Annotated in this window: 16 protein-coding genes; 5 read left to right on the top strand and 11 right to left on the bottom strand. The window is 61.5% G+C overall.

The genetic code is table 11. From position 1 onward, the window contains the following. Positions 1-70: 70 nt before the first annotated feature. From betB to J4721_RS07970, 3 genes are all read right to left on the bottom strand, one after another. Positions 71-1528 carry a betaine-aldehyde dehydrogenase gene (gene betB / locus J4721_RS07960; RefSeq protein WP_211002333.1) on the bottom strand — a complete coding sequence of 486 codons (1458 nt, stop codon included), beginning with the start codon at positions 1526-1528 and terminating at the stop codon, positions 71-73. Positions 1529-1596: 68 nt separating this feature from the next. After that, complete coding sequence (betC, locus tag J4721_RS07965) at positions 1597-3105, bottom strand: choline-sulfatase (protein ID WP_102914833.1); 1509 nt, start codon at positions 3103-3105, stop codon at positions 1597-1599. A 181-nt stretch (positions 3106-3286) separates the two neighbouring features. Continuing rightward, a complete protein-coding gene (locus J4721_RS07970) occupies positions 3287-4495 on the bottom strand; it encodes a BCCT family transporter (protein ID WP_211002332.1) in 1209 nt (402 codons plus the stop codon). Between the two features lie 160 nt (positions 4496-4655). Between J4721_RS07970 and betI the strand changes: the two genes are divergently transcribed. Continuing rightward, positions 4656-5231, top strand: a complete 576-nt coding sequence (betI, locus tag J4721_RS07975; RefSeq protein WP_014875170.1) for a transcriptional regulator BetI — start codon at positions 4656-4658, stop codon at positions 5229-5231. 36 nt (positions 5232-5267) lie between these two features. Here the strand turns inward: betI and J4721_RS07980 are convergent, their stop codons facing one another. From J4721_RS07980 to J4721_RS07990, 3 genes are all read right to left on the bottom strand, one after another. After that, on the bottom strand, positions 5268-6362 hold the full coding sequence (locus tag J4721_RS07980; protein ID WP_102858838.1) for a DUF1036 domain-containing protein: 1095 nt from the start codon (positions 6360-6362) through the stop codon (positions 5268-5270). 66 nt (positions 6363-6428) lie between these two features. After that, the gene (locus J4721_RS07985; RefSeq protein WP_211002331.1) at positions 6429-7367 is read right to left on the bottom strand and encodes a DMT family transporter; all 939 of its coding nucleotides are present in this window, start codon (positions 7365-7367) and stop codon (positions 6429-6431) included. Between the two features lie 120 nt (positions 7368-7487). Beyond that, on the bottom strand, positions 7488-8093 hold the full coding sequence (locus J4721_RS07990; RefSeq protein WP_076616194.1) for a LysE/ArgO family amino acid transporter: 606 nt from the start codon (positions 8091-8093) through the stop codon (positions 7488-7490). Between the two features lie 114 nt (positions 8094-8207). Here J4721_RS07990 and J4721_RS07995 point away from each other — a divergent pair, with 114 nt between their 5' ends. Beyond that, a complete protein-coding gene (locus J4721_RS07995; protein WP_211002330.1) occupies positions 8208-9092 on the top strand; it encodes a LysR family transcriptional regulator ArgP in 885 nt (294 codons plus the stop codon). Positions 9093-9112: 20 nt separating this feature from the next. Beyond that, entirely contained in the window at positions 9113-10033 is a 921-nt protein-coding gene (locus J4721_RS08000) for a hypothetical protein (RefSeq protein ID WP_211002329.1), read from the top strand. A 10-nt stretch (positions 10034-10043) separates the two neighbouring features. Here J4721_RS08000 and J4721_RS08005 read toward each other — a convergent pair whose 3' ends face one another. Next, on the bottom strand, positions 10044-10514 hold the full coding sequence (locus J4721_RS08005) for a GNAT family N-acetyltransferase (RefSeq protein ID WP_211002328.1): 471 nt from the start codon (positions 10512-10514) through the stop codon (positions 10044-10046). A 108-nt stretch (positions 10515-10622) separates the two neighbouring features. Further along, positions 10623-11363, bottom strand: a complete 741-nt coding sequence (locus J4721_RS08010) for a YebC/PmpR family DNA-binding transcriptional regulator (RefSeq protein ID WP_024096685.1) — start codon at positions 11361-11363, stop codon at positions 10623-10625. A 190-nt stretch (positions 11364-11553) separates the two neighbouring features. Between J4721_RS08010 and J4721_RS08015 the strand changes: the two genes are divergently transcribed. Both J4721_RS08015 and J4721_RS08020 read left to right on the top strand, forming a co-directional pair. Beyond that, on the top strand, positions 11554-13329 hold the full coding sequence (locus tag J4721_RS08015; RefSeq protein WP_014880483.1) for an SLC13 family permease: 1776 nt from the start codon (positions 11554-11556) through the stop codon (positions 13327-13329). Positions 13330-13441: 112 nt separating this feature from the next. Next, positions 13442-15112, top strand: coding sequence for an FAD-binding dehydrogenase (locus J4721_RS08020; protein ID WP_211002327.1), 1671 nt, complete (start codon positions 13442-13444; stop codon positions 15110-15112). Between the two features lie 41 nt (positions 15113-15153). On the opposite strand, the gene J4721_RS08025 is transcribed toward J4721_RS08020, so the two are convergent. From J4721_RS08025 to J4721_RS08035, 3 genes are all read right to left on the bottom strand, one after another. Then, positions 15154-16932: an SLC13 family permease gene (locus J4721_RS08025; RefSeq protein ID WP_027246931.1), complete on the bottom strand. Its 1779-nt coding sequence runs from the start codon at positions 16930-16932 to the stop codon at positions 15154-15156. A gap of 278 nt (positions 16933-17210) precedes the next feature. Continuing rightward, positions 17211-18023 carry a TIGR00282 family metallophosphoesterase gene (locus tag J4721_RS08030; RefSeq protein WP_061048702.1) on the bottom strand — a complete coding sequence of 271 codons (813 nt, stop codon included), beginning with the start codon at positions 18021-18023 and terminating at the stop codon, positions 17211-17213. Between the two features lie 115 nt (positions 18024-18138). Then, positions 18139-18702 (bottom strand): 5-formyltetrahydrofolate cyclo-ligase, encoded by a 564-nt coding sequence (locus tag J4721_RS08035; RefSeq protein WP_014875182.1) that lies wholly within the window; start codon positions 18700-18702, stop codon positions 18139-18141. Between the last annotated feature and the right edge of the window lie 55 nt (positions 18703-18757).

Below are 18757 nucleotides of genomic sequence, written 5' to 3' on the forward strand. Positions count from 1 at the left end.
CTCAGCAAACCCTTTCCTCTTGCCCTTTTGGGCAACGGGGCGGGTGGGTGGGCGTTGCCCAAAAGGGCAATCAGAAGGCCGCCTCGACGTCACCCATGCGGACGTAGACGGATTTCACCTGGCTGAAATGCTTGATCGCCTCTTTCGAGTTTTCGCGGCCCACACCAGACGCCTTCACACCGCCAAACGGCGCCTCAACCGGCGCGTCGTTGTAGGAGTTGATGAAGCAGCTGCCGGCCTCAAGATTGCCGATCACCCGGTGGGCGCGGGTGAAATCCTTGGTGAACACACCGGCGGACAGGCCGAATTCGGTGTCATTGGCGCGGGCGACAACTTCTTCTTCGGTGTCGAAATCGAGGACGGACATGACCGGGCCAAAGATTTCTTCGCGCGCGATGGTCATGTCGTCGGTCACATCGGCAAAGACGGTCGGCTCAATGAAATAGCCGTCCATGTCTGCACGCTTGCCGCCGCAGATCAGACGCGCGCCTTCTTCCTTGCCCTTCTCGATGTAGCCCAAGACGATGTTCATCTGGTTCTCGGTCACCATGGGGCCAAAGCTGGTCGCCTCATCCATCGGATCGCCGAGGATGGCGTTGCCGGTGCGCTCCGCCAGCCGGGCCAGGAACTTCTCCTTGATGCCCTTCTGCACGAACACGCGGGTGCCGTTGGAGCAGACCTGACCGGAGGAGTAGAAGTTGCCGTTGATGGCGCCGCCGACGGCATTGTCGATGTCGGCGTCGTCAAAGATGATCAGGGGCGATTTGCCGCCCAGTTCCATGGTGACGTGCTTCATGCCTTCAGCGGCTGCAGCGTAGACTTTCTTGCCGGTTGGCACCGAGCCGGTCAGCGACACCTTGTCGACGCGGGGGTCGGTGACCAGCGCACCACCAACCTCGCCCATGCCCTGAATGACATTGTAGATACCGGCCGGAGCGCCCGCCTCGATCAGGATTTCGGCCACTTTCAACGCGCAGAGCGGGGTGGTCTCGGAGGGTTTGAACACCATCGCGTTGCCGCAGGCCAAGGCTGGCGCACCTTTCCAGCAGGCGATCTGCGTGGGGTAGTTCCACGCACCGATGCCAACACAGAGGCCAAGAGCTTCACGTTTGGTATAGACCCAATCCTCACCCAGCGGGATATGCTCGCCGGTCAGCGAGGCTGCGAGACCGCCGAAGTACTCCAGCGCGTCGGCGCCGGAGGTGGCGTCGGCCACAAGGGTTTCCTGCAGCGGTTTACCCGTATCGTAGGTTTCCAGAACCGAGAGATCGTGATTGCGTTCGCGCATGATGTCGGCGGCGCGGCGCAGGATGCGGCCCCGCTCGGTGCCGGTCATCCTGGCCCATGCCGTCTGGGCGGCCTTGGCGGTGGACAGCGCCTGTTCGACAATTGCGGGCGTCGCGGCATGGACGGTGGCGATCTGCTCACCGGTTGCGGCGTAGATCACCGGGATTGGCGTGCCGGCAGTGTCTTCGACGTATTCGCCATTGATGAAATGGCTGGCTTTGGGCTGTGCGGGGTGTGTCATGATTTTATGCCTCCGGCGGGGATATTTAGGGCCAGAAGAACTGGCGTAGGAGTGTGTATGTGAGAGGTCTATTCGCCGCGAGGAAAGCGGTTGCCGTCCTCAACGTCGTTCAGATCCATATGGTTGCGCATGTAGCGTTCGGATGCTTTTTGCAGCGGCTGATAGTCCCAGGGGTAATAGCCGCCCTGGCGCAGGGCTTCGTAGACGACCCAGCGGCGGGCCTGGCTGGCGCGCACCTCAGCGTCGAAGCGGTCCAGATCCCAGCGGGCCTCAGACTTGGCGCGCAAGGTCTGCAGCGTGCCTGCATGGGTCGGGTCGTCGGCCAGATTGTTGAGCTCCTGCGGATCCGCCTCCAGATCGAACAGCTGATCGGGGTCCAGCGCGCAGCGATTGTATTTCCATTTGCCATAGCGCAGCGAGACCAGCGGCGCATAAGAGGCCTCGGCGGCGTATTCGATGGCAACCGGTTCGCTGCGCTCCGTGCCCAGAGCCAGCGGCAGCAGGTTCTGCCCGTCTGTCCAGGGTTCGATCTCTGCCATATCCACACCGGCCAGCGCGCCCAGCGTTGGGGTCACGTCCAATGTGGACACAGGCGTCTCGATCAGCCCGGCAGGCAGGTTTGGTGCCGAGATCATCAGCGGCACGCGGGAGGAGCCTTCATAAAAGCTCATCTTGAACCACAATCCCCGCTCGCCCAGCATGTCGCCGTGATCAGAGACAAAAAGGATGATTGCCTCTTGCCGTGTGGTTTCCAGCACCTCAAGGATCTCACCGATCTTGTCGTCGAGGTAGGAGATATTGGCGAAATAGGCGCGGCGGGAGCGTTTGATGTCCTCTTCCGAGATATCAAAGCTGCGCCAGTCATTGGCGTCAAAAATTCGTTTGGAGTGGTTGTCGTGGTCGGCGTAGTTCATCGCCGGGACCTCTGGCAGCAGATGGTCGCAATCTTCGTAGAGATCCCAATATTTGCGGCGCGCCACATAGGGGTCATGCGGGTGGGTAAAGCTGACGGTCAGGGCCCAGGGGCGATCATCCTTGCCACGCGCCAGATCGTAGAGCTTGGCCTTGGCGTGATAGGCGACCTCATCGTCATATTCCATCTGGTTGGAAATCTCGGCGATGCCTGCGCCGGTGACCGACCCCATATTGTGATACCACCAGTCGATCCGCTCTCCCGGTTTGCGATAATCCGGCGTCCAGCCGAAATCGGCCGGGTAGATATCGGTGGTCAGGCGGTCCTCAAACCCGTGCATCTGATCGGGGCCGACGAAGTGCATTTTGCCGGACAGGCAGGTGTAGTAGCCCGCGCGGCGCAGGTGGTGGGCGTAGGTCGGGATATCGGAGCGGAACTCAGCGGCATTGTCGTAGACACCGGTACGCGACGGCAGCTGACCGGACATGAAGGAGGCCCGCCCCGGCGCGCAGAGAGGCGAGGCGGTATAGGCGTTCTTGAAACGTGTGGAGCGGGCCGCCAGTTTTTTGAGATTGGGCGCATGCAGGAAATCGGCGGGACCGTCGGGGAACAGCGTACCGTTCAACTGGTCAACCATCACGATCAGGATATTCGGGGCGGTCATCTTTCCAACGTCTCCTCTGTTTTTGCAATGCGGCCTTGGGCCCGGTGATAGCTTGCAACAGGTGGCGTTTTGCGGGGCCAGAAGCGCGCGACACAAAGAACCAATCCTGTCAGATGTCTGAATGCGGCGATGCCGCGAAAGGCCCCGGCCCTGCCATCTGGCGGGCCGGGGCGCCCGGTCTTTAGTGGGCTGTTTTGATACGATCGAAGTCGAGGGTGTTTTCCTCAGGCGAGCTGGTGATCGCTGCAACTTCGCTACGCTTCTTCACGAAGATGTAGATCAGGCAGGCGATGTAGATGCCGATCACCACGGTGCCGACCCACTGGATCTGCAGCCACTGGCTCTGGAAGGCCAGGGTCAGGGCAAAAAGCGCCACCGTATTGCCAAGCACATAAGGCAGCTTGCCCAGACGTTCGGCGCTGAGGTTCATGTTGTCGGTGTAAAGGCGGATCAGCGAGTCAAACGAGTTGATCACGAAGAGGATGCCAACAACGGTCATGGACCAGTTGATCAGACCAGCGGTCGGGATGGTGTTGAGGTGGTAGAAATACAGCACCGAGAACCACACCGCGAGCGGGATCGACGGGAACACCAGAAGTGCGGCGAGCAGCTGCCATGTGGTCAGACCGCCAACAAAGCGCGAGGTGAACTGGCCGATCATGATCGACCATGCAAACCACCAGAACAGGTAGAATTCATGGTATTCGGTCAGCGGCAGGATGAATTTGTGGATATTGCCGAAGTAGCCGCCGATATTGCCAGCTGTGGTGACAAACTCACCCAGCCCCATACCTGCATAGGCCCACATGCCAAGGATCAGCGCGAAGAACAGGAAGGTGGAACCCACCGACAGGATACGGACGTATTTGATGTCGGTCGAGGAATAGGCCGCCGCCAGGATCACCAGGAAGCAGATCACGTAGAAGGCCGGAATGACCGTCTCACCGTCGCCGACTTCAGCGATATAGTAAGGCATGTAGATGAGGAACAGCGCACCGGTGAAGGCACAGGTGGTGATGATCACCAGATTGTTCAGCAGCTTCACAATACCGATCTCAAAGAACTTCACCCGCGGCTCGATGGCGCAGAAGTAGAATGAGGTCAGGAAGTAGAAGGCCCAGATCAGAAAGCCCCAGAAGCCGAACTCAAGCGCCAGCGGATTGGTGAACGCATAGGCAGGCTCTGCTGCGGTATCCGCATAAAGCGGGTAGTCAAAGGCCAGCGGGAACATGATCAGCCCCACATCCAGACCCGAGGTGAACAGGATTGCGATGAAGGTGAACAATGGCACCGGGGTGACCCCGACAATGCGCATGTTCCACCATTTGATCACGCAGAAAATCACCAGCGCAAAGGCCAGCAAGATCCCGGCTGAGATGATTGTTGTCATACGTCCCTCCCTTGGATGGGCGTTGATCGCCCTTTTGACGTGTGGGAGAGGCATAGCAGAAAAAAGGTCATCTCTAAACCTATTTTTAAATGGTCGTTCAAGATCCGGAATGCGCATAACAGGAGTTGAAACGCAGAGCGACCTGACGCAAGACTGAAGAATGGGTAGAAAAAGAATTCGCGACATCCGCAATGAAGAGCTGATAGAAGCCACCATCGTCGCCGTTCATCGACGTGGTTATGGTGTTGTTACCATGGCAGAAATCGCGAGGGAGGCCGGGGCCTCAGCGGCCTCGATCAACTATTACTTCGGCTCCAAGGAAGGGCTGATGGAAGCCACGATGCGCCATCTCCTAAACAAGTTGCGCGAGGCAATGATCCGGGGATATGCCACCGCAAAGAGCCCGAAAGAGCGGCTTTATGCGGTTATGGATGCCAATTTTGACGATGAATTATTCAGCGTCGCGCAATGCAGTCTCTGGATGCAGTTCTGGGCCAGCGCTCCCTATTCGCCGCGTCTGTCGCGGCTGCACAGAATCAATCGCAGCCGGGTGCGCAGCCATTTTCTGGCAGAGTTGAACGGCTTGTTGCCGCCGGACCGGGTGGAGACGGCCCGTCACGCCCTGCAATGCTATATGGACGGGGTCTGGCTGCAGGCCGCCCAGTCCGCGACGCCACTGGATTCCGCCCAGGCCCGCCGCGCTGCGCATCGGGTGGTGGATCTGGCGTTGAACTAGCGCCCCCTTCCCCCGCACAGCTGGAGCGCGCGCCACTCAGTTCAGTGGCAGATCGTGGCGCTGATAGCGCAGCTCAGTCCCGCGCGGCATGTATGACAGCACCAGCTCGTTCTCTGTCAGGGAGATGATCCGGTAGCAATGGGTGGGGCCACCATCCTCGGCCTGGGCGACCAGATAGGGACCCGCCCCGGTGGCGTCGTCGCAGGCGGTCTGAACCGACAACAGCTCAGTCATGGTTTCGACCGATCCGTAGAAATTGCGCCGCGCCGCCCCTTCGATGACAAAGAGGTCATAAGCATCGGCCTGCGAGACCCATTGGCCAGCCAGATCATCCAGCATCAGATCGTGCCGGGTTTCCTCACGCTTGGTCAGGGCGTTCAGGCTGGCGAAGGTCACGCGATCGCCGGATGTCAGGCTCTTTCCCGACACCCGTAGGGGCGTGCCGGGGTCCAGCGCCTGTAGCCGGTCGATGATGGCCGGATCCGTCATCCCGTCGTTCGTCACGCAAAGCTGCCCTGACCCCATGACCAATTTGCAAATCACCCGACCATCGCCACGCTCCTCGCAGCCCTGAAAGGTCACATCCTGATCAAAGGCGCTGCCGGCCGTCGCGCCCGCCCCTGATAGCACCGTGCTGAACGGGCCGGCGCCGCCGGTCTTCGGACGGGAATGGAGGCTCAGCCGGGCCACATAGGCCACCACGGGCTGACCGCTGCTGGACGGAGGGGCAGGAACATCGGTGTCGATCTTGGCGAAAAATGCGCTGTCATAGCCACGGATCGCGCAATCCCGGTCGCCATAGATCGTGAATTCACCCGGTGCTGTGCAGAATGAAATCCGCTCATCCAGAAACTGCCAGTTCTGCGCCTCGCTGCGGAAATAGTAGAACCGGTTCTTAAGCGGGCCATTGAGCACCCGTTCACAGGTTTCAGGTGGCAGCGCCCACCAGCCATGGGACATCCACCGCCCGTCATCGCGGTAGGCCAGGCTGACGGATTGGGGCACAGCGGTGTCGTTGCAGATCTCCAGCCCTGCGTAGCTTGGACCGTCCGGACCCGCGGCCTCCCCCTGGACAGGCGGTGCCAGCCCGAGCGGTGCCAGCAGAAACGCCAAGATCAGTCGGGCGCGCATGTGTTTCACCTTTGTTACCGAATCCGTTCGAGGTCCCTAGCAGCGCTATGTGACGGTTTTGCGAAATCAGACTTTTGTGGCGAGGCTGGCCGGTGTCAGAGCCCGTCGCTTCAGCACCGCCTCGCGCCAGGTGATGAAGCTGACAGCCGCCAGGATCAGGCAGCCCCCGGCCACCACCCAGATATCGACCGCCTCACCAAAGACCAGCGCCCCTAGCAGTGTTGCCCAAAGCAATTGCAAAAACGTTACCGGTTGAGTGACCGTCACCGGCGCCGATGCGAAGGCCAGTGTCATTGTGTAATGTCCGGCGGTGGCAAAACAGGCGACCGCAAACAGGATCGCCAGCTCCCACAGGGTGGGTGTCACCCACACCGCGGCGGCGAACGGCGCCAGAAACACCGTCACCCAGATCGAGAGCATCGCCACGACCACCACCGGGCTGGTGCCATCCACGGTGGTTTTTGCCAGAAGATAAGACGCGCCAAAGGCCAGTGCGGTGAATAGCATGGCGATATGGCCCGCCTCCACCTCGCGAAACCCGGGCCGCAGGATGATCAGCGCGCCAATCAGCGCCACCAGAATGGCCCCGACCCGGCGCAACGCCATGCGTTCCCCCAGAAACAGCGCCGCCCCGATGGAGACATAGATCGGCGAGAGGTAATTCATTGCCGTGACCTCTGCCAAGGGGATCTGGGTCATCGCAAAAAACCACAGGATCACCCCCAGGGTATGGACAAAACCCCGCATGGCAAACAGCCCCCAGAGGCGCGGTGTCAGCTGGCTGCGGCGCAGCGCACCAATCATCGGCAGCAGAAACACCAGCCCCAGCAGATACCGCAGGAAGGCGGATTCTGCTGGCGGGACACGATCGCCGAGATATTTGACCAGCGCCGTCACCGCAACAAAGCAGAAGCCCGTCATCAGCATCCAGAACACGCCTCGCAAGGGCTGGTTGGCGGCAGTGCTTTGTGCGGAAGACGGAGAGTTTTGCGATGTTGAGGTCATGGCGGGCATGAGACCACCGGGGCCGCTGCAGAACAACCCTTCACATATGAAATATCTTCAGGCACGGGCCATCTGCATTGGTTTGGTCGGGTAACGCGCAGATCTTCATCGCGGCAGACCCTACATCAGCAATAGTTTGAGCGCGATGGCCCACATGGTCAGGCCAACCAGCACATCCAGCACCTGCCAGGCCCGAGGCCGGGCAAAGACCGGGGCCAGAAAGCTGGCGCCATAACCCAGCGTGAAGAAGAAGACGAAGCTGGATACGGCAGCCCCCAAGCCGAACACCAGCGGCTGCGGATATTGCGCCGAGATTGAGCCGAGCAACACCACGGTATCCAGATAGACATGCGGATTGAGCCAAGTCAGCGCCAGCACCGTTGCCAGCATCGGCCAGAGCGTTACCGGCGCCCCCTGCCCGTCGGCACTGTCCAGATGCGCCCCGCCCCGCCAGGCGGCCATCAGACTGCGCGCACCATACCACAGCAGAAACGCCGCCCCGCCCAGTCGCATCGCCAGCTCGAACCAAGGCACCGCCAGCGCGAGAGAGCCGAAGCCCAAAACACCGGCAGTGATCAGCAGCGCATCAGAGCTGGCACAGGTGAAACAGATCCAAAACACATGCTGCCGCCGCAGCCCCTGCCGCAGTACAAAGGCGTTTTGCGCGCCAATGGCCATGATGAGGCTGAGGCCCAGAAAGAAGCCGGCAATCAGGCTGGGGGGCATAGGATCTATCCTTTGTTGACTTCTGCACGAGCTTTGACCGTGCCTGAAGCTTTGACTACGCCGCCTGATTGATGTACGCAAATTAATCTGAATAACCTCAATTAAGATACTCTAATGCGATTTGATCCCAATCACCTTGCCGCGCTCTCAGCGGTTCTGCGGCTTGGCTCCTTTGAGGCGGCGGCGCAGACGTTGTTGGTGACCCCCTCGGCGATCTCGCAGCGGATCAAGGCGCTGGAGGATCGGATCGGCAGCAGTCTGGTGCAGCGCGGCAGCCCCTGCCTTGGCACCGAAGCGGGGCTGCGGATTGCCAAACACGCCGAGGATGTGGCCCTGCTGGAGGCGGCAGTGTCCGAGGATCTGCGGCTGACGCGCGCCCCCGGTGCCTCGCGCCTGCGGGTGGCGATCAACGCCGACAGTCTGGCGACCTGGTTCATTCCGGTGATGGCCGCCTGCGACGGGCTGCTGTTTGATCTGGTGATCGACGATCAGGATCACAGCGCCGACTGGCTGCGCCGGGGTGAGGTTTCAGCGGCGGTGACAGCCCATGCCAAGCCGGTGACCGGCTGCGATGCCCACCCATTGGGGGCCCTGCGCTATATTGCGACGGCATCACCGGGGTTTCGGGAGCGCTGGTTTGCCGAGGGCGTGACCCAAGAGGCCGCAACGCGCGCACCCTGTCTCATATTCAATGCCAAGGATCAGCTGCAGGCGCGCTGGCTCGGCGCGCATGTGGGACAAGGGGTTGCGCCCCCCGCCCATTTCCTGCCGTCCAGTCAGGCCTTTGTCGATGCCGCACTGGCAGGCGTCGGCTGGGGGATGAATCCCGAACAGCTGGTTGCGCCCTATCTGGCGGCAGAGCACCTGTGCCCGCTGATCCCAAACACCCCGTTGGATATCCCGCTGACCTGGCAGGTGAGCCGGGTTCTGGCCCCGGCCCTTGCCGATGTGACCCATGCCGTGCTCATATCAGCGCGTCGGCATCTGACGCCGATCTAACCACCGGGGGCACGAATACAGTGCCAGAGGATCACGACACCAGCAAAACGGACGGCCGGTTATCCAGCCTGAGAACCGGCCTCGCCCGCACCTCGCCAAAGCGGCTGCGCATTCTGACACTCGGGCGAAGCTTTCTATGGCAGCTGGTTCTGCCAAGGGTCGTGGTGCTGCTGACATGGGCACTGTTGAATACGGTCGTGGTGCTGCCGATGCGGTTGCTATATGCGCTGGTTCTGATCGACGCGCTGCTACTGCTATGGCAGGCGCGGTGCTTCCTGCGCAGCGCCGATGCCCATATCCGCGACACCGGGCATCTGGCGCCGGTCTGGGGCGGGTATCTGGCCATTCTCTTTGCCGGTTTTGCGACGGTGACCCTGTGGTGGGACGCGATCCTTATCGCCACTGCCCCGGTGGAGCCGGATTATGCCGAACAGGAACGGCTGGCGCGCGAGGCGCTGTATGACTTGTCGATCACCCCGGATGGCCGGAGGTTGATTTTTGCGGGGGAGATTCCGCATGGGCTGACCCGCCGCATAGAGGCGATGATGGAAGACGCACCCGCCCTGCGCGAGGTCGCCCTGAGCGGTCCCGGCGGCCTGATCTATGAGGCCCGCGGCGTGGCCCGGCTGATCCGTGAGCGCGCGCTGGATACGGTGGCGGAGGGCACATGTGCCTCGGCCTGCACGCTGATCTTTGCCGCAGGGCGACAGCGGCGGCTCGCGACTGAGGGCGCCCTTGGGTTTCATGCCTATGCGCTGGATTTTCCCGGCGGGTTGCCTCAGGTGGATCTGAAACGAGAACAGGCCCGCGACCGGGCCTTCCTGATCGAACAGGGTATCAGCGCAGGGTTTGCCGACCGGCTGTTTGCCACCGCGAGCAGCGACCTTTGGATGCCGGACACAGACGAGTTGCGGCGCGAAGGCGTGCTGACCCGGCCCTGACCTCCTTCGGTCAGATCAGGATCTTGGTCATGCGGTAATTGTGCAGGGCGACACCGCGGCGTTCAATCTCGCGGCGCCCCTCATCAGTGAACCCCTGCCGGATGAAAAATCGCTTCGCCGCATCGCTCGCCTCGACAAACAGGCTGCTCAGCCCCAGATCCCGCGCCCGGATTTCCAGCTGCTGATAAAGCGCAAGACCTACGCCGGTGCCTGCAACTTTCGGATGGCAATAGAAGCAATCGATGTGACCGTCACGCTCCAGCTCAATGAAGCCCTGCGGCTGATCCGTGTCGTCTACTGCGACAAAGACAGATCGCCCGTCATCTGCGCGGCCCTGCCATGCCTCTGCCGGGGCCGGTTGCGGGCTCCAGGCGGCGCATTGCTCCGGGCTGTAGTCCCGCGCGCTTACCCCATGCACGGCAGCATGAAAGATCTGCGCCAGCGCTGCGGCATCTTCGGGGCGGAAAGGTCTGATATTCATGACTTTATCCTTCTACAGCATAGGGCCTGCAGCCATTGTGCAGACGAAAAAGGCCCGCCAATCCGGCGGGCCTGAGGGGCTTAGCCCTGTTCTGTCTGGGGCAGCGTATTACAGCTGCTCCATCACCTCATCCGAGGCTTCAAAGTTGGTGGTGACGCGCTGCACGTCGTCGTCGTCCTCCAGCGCATCCACCAGTTTCATCAGCTTCTGCATGCCTTCAAGATCCAGTTCCGTGGTGGTGGTGGGTTTCCACACCAGCTTGGTCGAGTCGGACTCGCCCAGCTCACCTTCCAGCGCATTGGACACCTCGTTGAGGTCGGTGTCGGCGCAGTAAATGATATGGCCATCTTCGGAGCTATCAACATCCTCGGCGCCCGCCTCGATCGCGGCCATCATCACGGTGTCCGCATCACCGACCGTCGCCGGATAGGTCACTTCCCCCTTGCGGTCGAACATGAACCCGACGGAGCCGGTCTCCCCGAGGTTGCCACCGTTCTTGGAGAAGGTGGAGCGCACGGTGGAGGCGGTGCGGTTGCGGTTGTCGGTCATGGCTTCGACGATGACGGCCACACCATTCGGGCCATAGCCCTCATAGCGGATTTCTTCGTAATCGTCGCCTTCACCGGCAGTGGATTTCTTGATCGCGCGATCAATCACATCCTTGGGGACGGATTGGCTCTTGGCTTCTTTTACCGCCAGACGCAGACGCGGATTTTTCTCAGGATCGGGGTCGCCCATTTTGGCGGCGACGGTGATTTCCTTGGAGAGTTTCGAGAACAATTTCGACCGCGCGGCGTCCTGACGGCCCTTGCGGTGCTGGATATTCGCCCATTTGGAATGGCCTGCCATGGTGCATCCTTGCTGCTTCAATTTCGATCTGGCGCCCATATAGCCCCGACACCGGGGGGCTTTCAAGCGCCCCATATGCGCCCTGCCCCCCACATCACTAACCGATCACATGCGCGCACCTCCCTTCGGCTGTGCCCCATCACCGCAATGTGGCGGTTGCCCCGCCCGCCCCAACGGCTAGAGTGGCGCCATGACATTTGACCAGATCGTTTTGTTCGCCCTCTTTGCTGCTGTCTTTGGCCTGCTTCTGTGGGGAAGGTATCGTTATGATATCGTGGCGTTTTCAGCGTTGATGGTGGCGGTGGTTCTGGGTGTGGTGCCGGCCAATGACGCCTTTGCAGGATTTGGTCATCCCGCCACATTGGTGGTGGCGCTGGTGCTGGTGGTCTCGGCCGGGCTGGTGCGCTCGGGGGCGGTGTTCCTGATCACCCGCACTTTGGTGGACAGCAGCCGTAGTCTGGGCGCGCATATCACACTGATGGGCGGTATTGGCGCGGTTCTGTCGGCATTCATGAACAATGTAGCGGCACTGGCGCTGCTGATGCCGGTGGACATCCAGACCGCGCGCAAGGCGGGACGCACGCCGGGGATGAGCCTGATGCCGCTGTCCTTTGCCACCATTCTGGGCGGGATGGCGACGCTGATCGGCACGCCGCCCAATATCATCATTGCGTCGATCCGGGCCGAAACCCTGGGCGAACCGTTCGGGATGTTTGATTTTGCCCCGGTGGGCGGCATCGCGGCGCTGGCGGGGTTGCTGTTTGTGGCGCTGATCGGCTGGCGTCTGATCCCGCTGCGCCAGAATGCGGCGGGCGCGTCAGAGGCGCAGCTGTCCCAGTATATAGCCGAGCTGACCGTGCCGGAAGGTTCTGACATGATCGGCCAGCGGCTGGGCGAATTCGACAAAGAGGCCGAGAAGGCCGATGTGGCGATCCTGGGTCTGATCCGTGACGGCAAGCGCCTGTATGGGCGCGCGGCGGGTCAAATGCTGCGCGCCGGTGATGCGCTGGTGCTGGAGGCCACACCGGAAGCGCTGGATGAATTCCGCACCGCGGCCTCGCTCGATTTTGCCGATGCGGCACGGCAGGAGAAACTGGGCGCAGCCGGTGATGGGCTTGAGCTGGTCGAAGTGGTGGTGCCAGAAACCGCCCGCATCAAGGGGCGCAGCGCGCAGGCGCTGGGGCTGGCCTGGCGGCAGAATACCGTGCTGATGGGGCTGGCACGGCAGGGCCGCCGCCTGACCCGGCATATCCGGCAGGAACAGATTGAGGCCGGGGATATCCTGCTGCTGCTGTGCCCGCGCGATCGCGGCGCCGATGTCACCGAATGGCTGGGCTGCCTGCCGCTGGCGGAGCGCGGTCTGTCGGTGACCGCCAATGACAAGACCTGGCTGGCGATTGGTCTCTTTGCAGGCGCAGTATTGGCGGCTTCGCTGGGGATTATCTACCTGCCAATTGCGCTGGGACTGGTGGTGGTGGCCTATGTGCTGACCAAGATCCTGCCGCTGGCCGAATTATACGACCATATCGAATGGCCGGTGGTTGTGTTGCTCGGCTCAATGATCCCCTTGGGGGCGGCGCTGGACAGCGCCGGAGGCACGGCTCTGATCGCCGAAAGCCTGCTGACGTTGACCGCAGGCATGCCCGCCTGGGCCATTCTGACCGTGCTGATGGTGGTGACCATGACGCTGTCGGATGTGCTGAACAACACCGCCACGGCCATTGTGGCGGCCCCTGTCGGGATCCAGATGGCCACCAGCCTTGGCGTATCGCCGGATCCGTTTCTGATGGCGGTGGCGGTGGCGGCCTCGGCGGCGTTCTTGACCCCTATCGGTCATAAGAACAATACGCTGGTTCTGGGTCCGGGGGGCTATCATTTTGGCGACTACTGGCGCATTGGCCTGCCGCTGGAGGTGCTGATCATCGCGGTCTCCATCCCGTCGATCCTGTTGTTCTGGCCGCTCTGAACCCGCGGATCAACGCGGATATGACCCAACGGCAGGGCGCGCAGGGTTTGCGCAAACGCCCTCTGCACGCTTAGGCTGATCCCACAACCTGGATTAACAGCAGAGGCACGCCATGGGACAGCCGACGGATAACAGCGCAGATGTCATCATCGTCGGGGCCGGGCTGGCCGGATTAGTGGCGGCTGCCGAACTGGGCGACCGGGGCAAGCGGGTGATCCTGCTGGATCAGGAGCCTGCGCATTTCCTGGGCGGGCAGGCCCATTGGAGCCTTGGCGGGCTGTTCATGATCGACACGCCGGAACAGCGCCGCATGGGCATTCGCGACTGTCCCGATCTGGCGCGACGCGACTGGTTTGGCAGCGCCCAGTTTGACCGCCCCGAGGATCACTGGCCGCAACGCTGGGCGCGGGCCTATCTGGACTTTGCCAGCGGGGAGATGCGGGCCTGGCTGCATGGGCTGGGGATGCGCTGGTTTCCGGTGGTCGGCTGGGCTGAACGGGGCGGTGGTGATGCTGAAGGGCACGGCAATTCGGTGCCGCGCTTTCACCTGACCTGGGGCACCGGACCCGGCGTGGTCGCCCCCTTTGCCGAGCGGGTGCAGGCCCATATCGAGGCGGGTCTGATCCAACCAAGGTTTCGCCATCAGGTCAGCCATATCATCACCCAAGGCGGCATCGTCAAAGGTGTCTCTGGCGAGGTTCTGGCCTCTGATGATGCCCAACAGGGCGCGCGCACCAACCGGCAGGAGATTGGCGAGTTTGAGGTCTATGCGCCGTCGGTGCTGGTGGCTTCGGGCGGGATTGGCGGCAATCTGGATGCGGTGCGCAAGAACTGGCCGGTGGATCGGCTGGGGCCTGCGCCACGCCGCATGGTGGCCGGTGTGCCCTTTCACGTGGATGGGCGGATGATCCCCATTACAGAGGCCGCAGGCGGTCATGTCATCAATGCCGACCGGATGTGGCACTACACCGAAGGGCTGCGCAACTGGGATCCGATCTGGCCCAACCACGGCATCCGCATCCTGCCAGGACCATCGTCCATGTGGTTTGACGCCAGAGGCGACCGTCTGCCCGCCCCTTATCTGCCGGGGTTCGATACGTTGGGCACCCTGCGCGAGATCCTCAAGACCGGGCAGGATTACAGCTGGTTCATCCTGAGCCAGAAAATCATCCAGAAGGAATTTGCCCTGTCGGGGTCCGAGCAGAACCCGGATCTGACCTCTGGCAAATGGGGCGAGGTGTTGCGGGCGCGGCTGTTGTCGCGGGGCAAGGCCCCGGCCCCGGTTGAGGCTTTCAAGAAACATGGTGCGGATTTTGTGGTCGCCGATACGCTGAGCGAACTGGTCGCAGGCATGAATGAACTGGGTGAGCTGCCGCTGGAGGAAACCCATCTGCGGCGTCAGATCGAAGCGCGCGATGCGCAGGCCGACAATCCCTTTGCCAAGGACACGCAGCTGATTGCGATCAATGCCGCGCGCAACTACCGGGGCGACCGGCTGATCCGCACCGCCAAACCGCATCGCCTGCTGGACCGCGCCAATGGGCCGCTGATTGCAGTGCGGCTGAACATTCTGACGCGCAAGTCACTGGGCGGCTTGCAGACCGATCTCGACGGGCAGCTGATTGGCGCGGATGGCACGGCTGTACCCGGGCTGTTTGCCGCTGGAGAGGTCGCAGGCTTTGGCGGTGGCGGCTATCACGGCTACAACGCGCTGGAGGGCAGTTTCCTGGGCGGCTGTCTTTTTACTGGTCGTCAGGCCGGACAATCACGCGCCATTGCCTGAAGTCACATAAATTATGGTTAACAGACCCTTACTGGCCGTTGTTAAAGCGGCCAGAAGAAGGGGATCAAGATGGATGCCAAGAGGCCAACGCTGAAGTTCAGCGGAATGCCGACGCGCAGAAAATCCGTGAACTTGTAACCGCCCGGACCGTAGACCAGCATATTGGTCTGATAGCCGATTGGCGTCGCGAAAGAAGCCGAGGCCGCCACCATCACCGCAACCACCAAGGGGCGTGGATCAATGCCCATGGCCTGCGCCAGCCCCACTGCGATGGGGGTCACCACCACGGCCACGGCATTGTTCGAGACCAGCTCTGTCAGGATTGAGGTCAACAGATAGACCGCCCAGACCAGCAGGAACGGCGGCAGCATTGAAAGCGAGGGCGCGACCGCATCGACGATCAACCGAACGGCTCCGGAGCTTTCCAAGGCGGCCCCAATGGCCAGCATCGCAAAGATCAGCGTCAGCAGGCGACCATCAACAAAAGAGAAGGCCTCATCCGCGTCAATACAGCGGGTGATCAGCACGGTGGAGACGGCAAGCACCGACAACAACAGGATCGGCGCCACGCCAAGCGCTGCCAGAACCACGATACCGATCAGCGCGACAATCGCGATGGGGGCGTGACGGCGGCGGTAGGCGCGCACAGAGGGCTGCGACACCGCAGCCATATCCATATCTGCGGCAAGGCGCTGAATATCCTCGGCATTGCCCTCCAACAGCAAGGTATCGCCGACCCGCACCACCAGATCCTCCAGCTGAACGCCGATGTTCTGATTCCTGCGATGCACCGCCAACGTATAGACGCCATAGCGGCGGCGCAGACGCATCGCGCCCAGCGAACGCCCCACCATGCGGCAGCCGGGGGTGATCAGCACTTCAACGGTTTCCGTTTCCACGGTGGAGACCTGATCGACGCGTTTCAGTTCTTTGTTGCGTTGCAGGCTAAGGAGTTCGGTCATCTGCGTGCGCAGCACCACGCGATCTCCCACCTGCAGCTCCACCCCCTTGAGCGCGTTGCGCAGTGAGATATCACCGCGAATGACATCAATCAGCCGCACGCCCTGACGTTTGAACAGCTGCACACCGGTAACCTCGCGACCGATAAGGTTGCTTTCGGGGGGGATCACCGCCTCGGTAAAGAATTTCATGCGGGACCGGTCGCTGAGCAGGCTGGCCATGCTGCTACGATCCGGCAGCAGGCGCGGCGCGATGAAACGCAGGTAGATCATACCCCAGATCACCAGAATGATGCCAAGCGGCGTGACCTCGAAAATGGTGAAAGGTGCTAACCCCTGCGCCCGTGCGACACCGTCAACCAGCAGATTTGTAGACGTGCCGATCAGCGTCAGCGTACCGCCAAGGATGGCCGCATAGCTGAGAGGGATCAGCATCTTGGAGGCGGAAACCTTCATCGTGCGCGAAATCTGGATGAACACCGGGATCATCACCACCACAACCGGCGTATTCGACACAACGGCAGAGGCAGCAACGACAAAGACCATCAAGAGCGCGATGGCCAGCTTGGGATTGACCTCGGCCTGTTTGCGGGCCTGCGCGGTAAAAGCATCCAGCGCACCGGTGCGCACCAGGGCCCCCATGATGATGAACATGGCCGCAATGGTCCAGGGCGCCGGATTTGACAACACCGGCAGCGCCGCCTGATAGGGCAGAACGCCGGTTGCCAGCATCACGGACACCCCCGCCAGCGCCACCACCTCGGTCGGGAAGGTTTCGCGCAGGAAAGCGGCAAACATCGCCACCACGATCAGCAGCGTCAGAACCGCGCCGCCGGTCTCACCAAGGGGAAGAAACTGCATCAGGGGTAAAGACATCCAAGAGGTTGAAAGATCAATCATAGCAAACCGAAAAGAACTGCCAGAGCCGCATTCATCTTCGCGCGGCCCAAGGGAGTGAACCTGATCTTGTCAGCCGAGGCAAGGGGCTCGCTATGCAACCGGTTTGCATAGCCCTGATTTATCAGCTGTTTGCGAACAGGGTTCGGGTTTTGCGCGCATAGGCAGGCAAGTATCCCCCTGCCCTGCGCGTATTTTTTGCGGAGCACAGCACGTTGCAAACCACATGAGCAGAGCTTGCCTCAGGGGATTGCCTGTTCCAACAGGCCACCAACACGGATCATGCGGATTGATTTCGCCGCGCCTGTCCGGTCATCGGTTTCCACAAAAACGCCGGACAGGGTTGCCGGGCCCTCGGCGGGGGTAAAGCGGTTCTTGGGCATTCCGGTCAGGAAGCGGCGCATCGGCTCAGCCTTTTCCATGCCAATCACCGAGTTGTAATCGCCGCACATGCCGGCGTCTGTCAGGTAGCCGGTGCCCTCGGACAGGATCTGCGCATCGCCCGTCGGCACATGGGTATGTGTCCCCACAACCAGCGAAGCGCGGCCATTGCAGAAATGCCCCATGGCCATCTTCTCGGATGTGGCTTCGCAGTGCATGTCCACGATCACCGCCTGGGCCAGCCCACCGCGGGGGTGTGATTTCAGCACTGCCTCAACCGCGCCAAAGGGATCATCATAGGCGCGCTTCATGAACACCTGCCCCAATGCCTGCACCACCAGCACCTTGCGCCCGCCGGGCGCGTTGAACAGCCGGTAGCCGCGCCCCGGTGCGTTTTTAGCAAAATTCAGCGGCCGGATAATGCGCGGCTCTTTCTCAATGGCCTGCAACATGTCCTTCTGGTCAAAGGCATGGTCGCCAAGGGTCAGGCAATCGGCCCCCGCATCCAGCAGCGCCTTGGCGTGTTCGCCATTCAGCCCCATCCCATTGGAGGCGTTCTCGCCATTGACCACGACAAAATCGAGCCGCCAGTCCTTGCGCATCTGCGGGAGGTGTTCGGAAATGGCCTTGCGTCCCGCACGGCCCATGACATCGCCAAGAAATAATAGTCGCATCCGGGCGTGGTACGCCGTTGCTGGGCTCAGGACAAGAGCCGCGTTGTGGGTGCAAAACGTTTTGAAAAGCTTTGTCAGGATTTTTTGGAAAAATCCTGGCCTCCCCACCCAAGCGTCATCGGTTGAACTGCAACACCCGGCTTTCGGTGATCAGCATGTCCAGCGGCTGATCCGTTGGTTCCAGCGGTAAATCATCCGCCTCTTGCGCGTCAAAGGCAAAACCGATGGCCAATGTCGCACGTTTGGCACGCAGCAGCTCCAGCGTGCGATCATAAAAGCCGCCCCCATAACCAAGGCGCCCGCCCCGCGCATCAAAGGCAACCAGCGGCACGATCAGGATCTCGGGTTCGAAATAATCATCGGCCTCTGGCACTTTGGCCCCAAAGGGCCCGTCGCGCAGCGCGCCGTCCGGCTGCCAGCGACTGAATTTCAGCGGTGTACTCTTGGCCTGGATCACCGGCACACCAACAGGGCCATGAGCGGCGGCTTCGGCCATCGCGGGAAGCGGATCAATCTCTGTGCGGATCGGCATATAGCCCGACAGCGGCACGCCGCGATAGCCTGCCAGCACCTCTGACAGATGGCCCGCGACGCCGGGTTTGTTCATGTCAAAGGCGGCCTTGCGGCGCTGAAAGGCGGCCTTGCGGGCGTCGGCCTTGATCTGGGTAAGGTCATCCATGATACGGGTCCTGTCAGAGTGAGTGAACACGGCCCAAATGGGCAGTAACAGCAGG

Source organism: Phaeobacter sp. HS011 (assembly GCF_018101215.1).
In the GTDB taxonomy this organism is placed as follows: Bacteria; Pseudomonadota; Alphaproteobacteria; order Rhodobacterales; family Rhodobacteraceae; genus Phaeobacter; species Phaeobacter inhibens.

Bases quoted from the DNA above. Each gene is read 5' to 3' on its own strand.
- betB (WP_211002333.1), bottom strand. From the start codon at position 1,528: ATGACACACCCCGCACAGCCCAAAGCCAGCCATTTCATCAATGGCGAA.
- betC (WP_102914833.1), bottom strand. From the start codon at position 3,105: ATGACCGCCCCGAATATCCTGATCGTGATGGTTGACCAGTTGAACGGT.
- J4721_RS07970 (WP_211002332.1), bottom strand. From the start codon at position 4,495: ATGACAACAATCATCTCAGCCGGGATCTTGCTGGCCTTTGCGCTGGTG.
- betI (WP_014875170.1), top strand. From the start codon at position 4,656: ATGGGTAGAAAAAGAATTCGCGACATCCGCAATGAAGAGCTGATAGAA.
- J4721_RS07980 (WP_102858838.1), bottom strand. From the start codon at position 6,362: ATGCGCGCCCGACTGATCTTGGCGTTTCTGCTGGCACCGCTCGGGCTG.
- J4721_RS07985 (WP_211002331.1), bottom strand. From the start codon at position 7,367: ATGACCTCAACATCGCAAAACTCTCCGTCTTCCGCACAAAGCACTGCC.
- J4721_RS07990 (WP_076616194.1), bottom strand. From the start codon at position 8,093: ATGCCCCCCAGCCTGATTGCCGGCTTCTTTCTGGGCCTCAGCCTCATC.
- J4721_RS07995 (WP_211002330.1), top strand. From the start codon at position 8,208: ATGCGATTTGATCCCAATCACCTTGCCGCGCTCTCAGCGGTTCTGCGG.
- J4721_RS08005 (WP_211002328.1), bottom strand. From the start codon at position 10,514: ATGAATATCAGACCTTTCCGCCCCGAAGATGCCGCAGCGCTGGCGCAG.
- J4721_RS08010 (WP_024096685.1), bottom strand. From the start codon at position 11,363: ATGGCAGGCCATTCCAAATGGGCGAATATCCAGCACCGCAAGGGCCGT.
- J4721_RS08015 (WP_014880483.1), top strand. From the start codon at position 11,554: ATGACATTTGACCAGATCGTTTTGTTCGCCCTCTTTGCTGCTGTCTTT.
- J4721_RS08020 (WP_211002327.1), top strand. From the start codon at position 13,442: ATGGGACAGCCGACGGATAACAGCGCAGATGTCATCATCGTCGGGGCC.
- J4721_RS08025 (WP_027246931.1), bottom strand. From the start codon at position 16,932: ATGCAGTTTCTTCCCCTTGGTGAGACCGGCGGCGCGGTTCTGACGCTG.
- J4721_RS08030 (WP_061048702.1), bottom strand. From the start codon at position 18,023: ATGCGACTATTATTTCTTGGCGATGTCATGGGCCGTGCGGGACGCAAG.
- J4721_RS08035 (WP_014875182.1), bottom strand. From the start codon at position 18,702: ATGGATGACCTTACCCAGATCAAGGCCGACGCCCGCAAGGCCGCCTTT.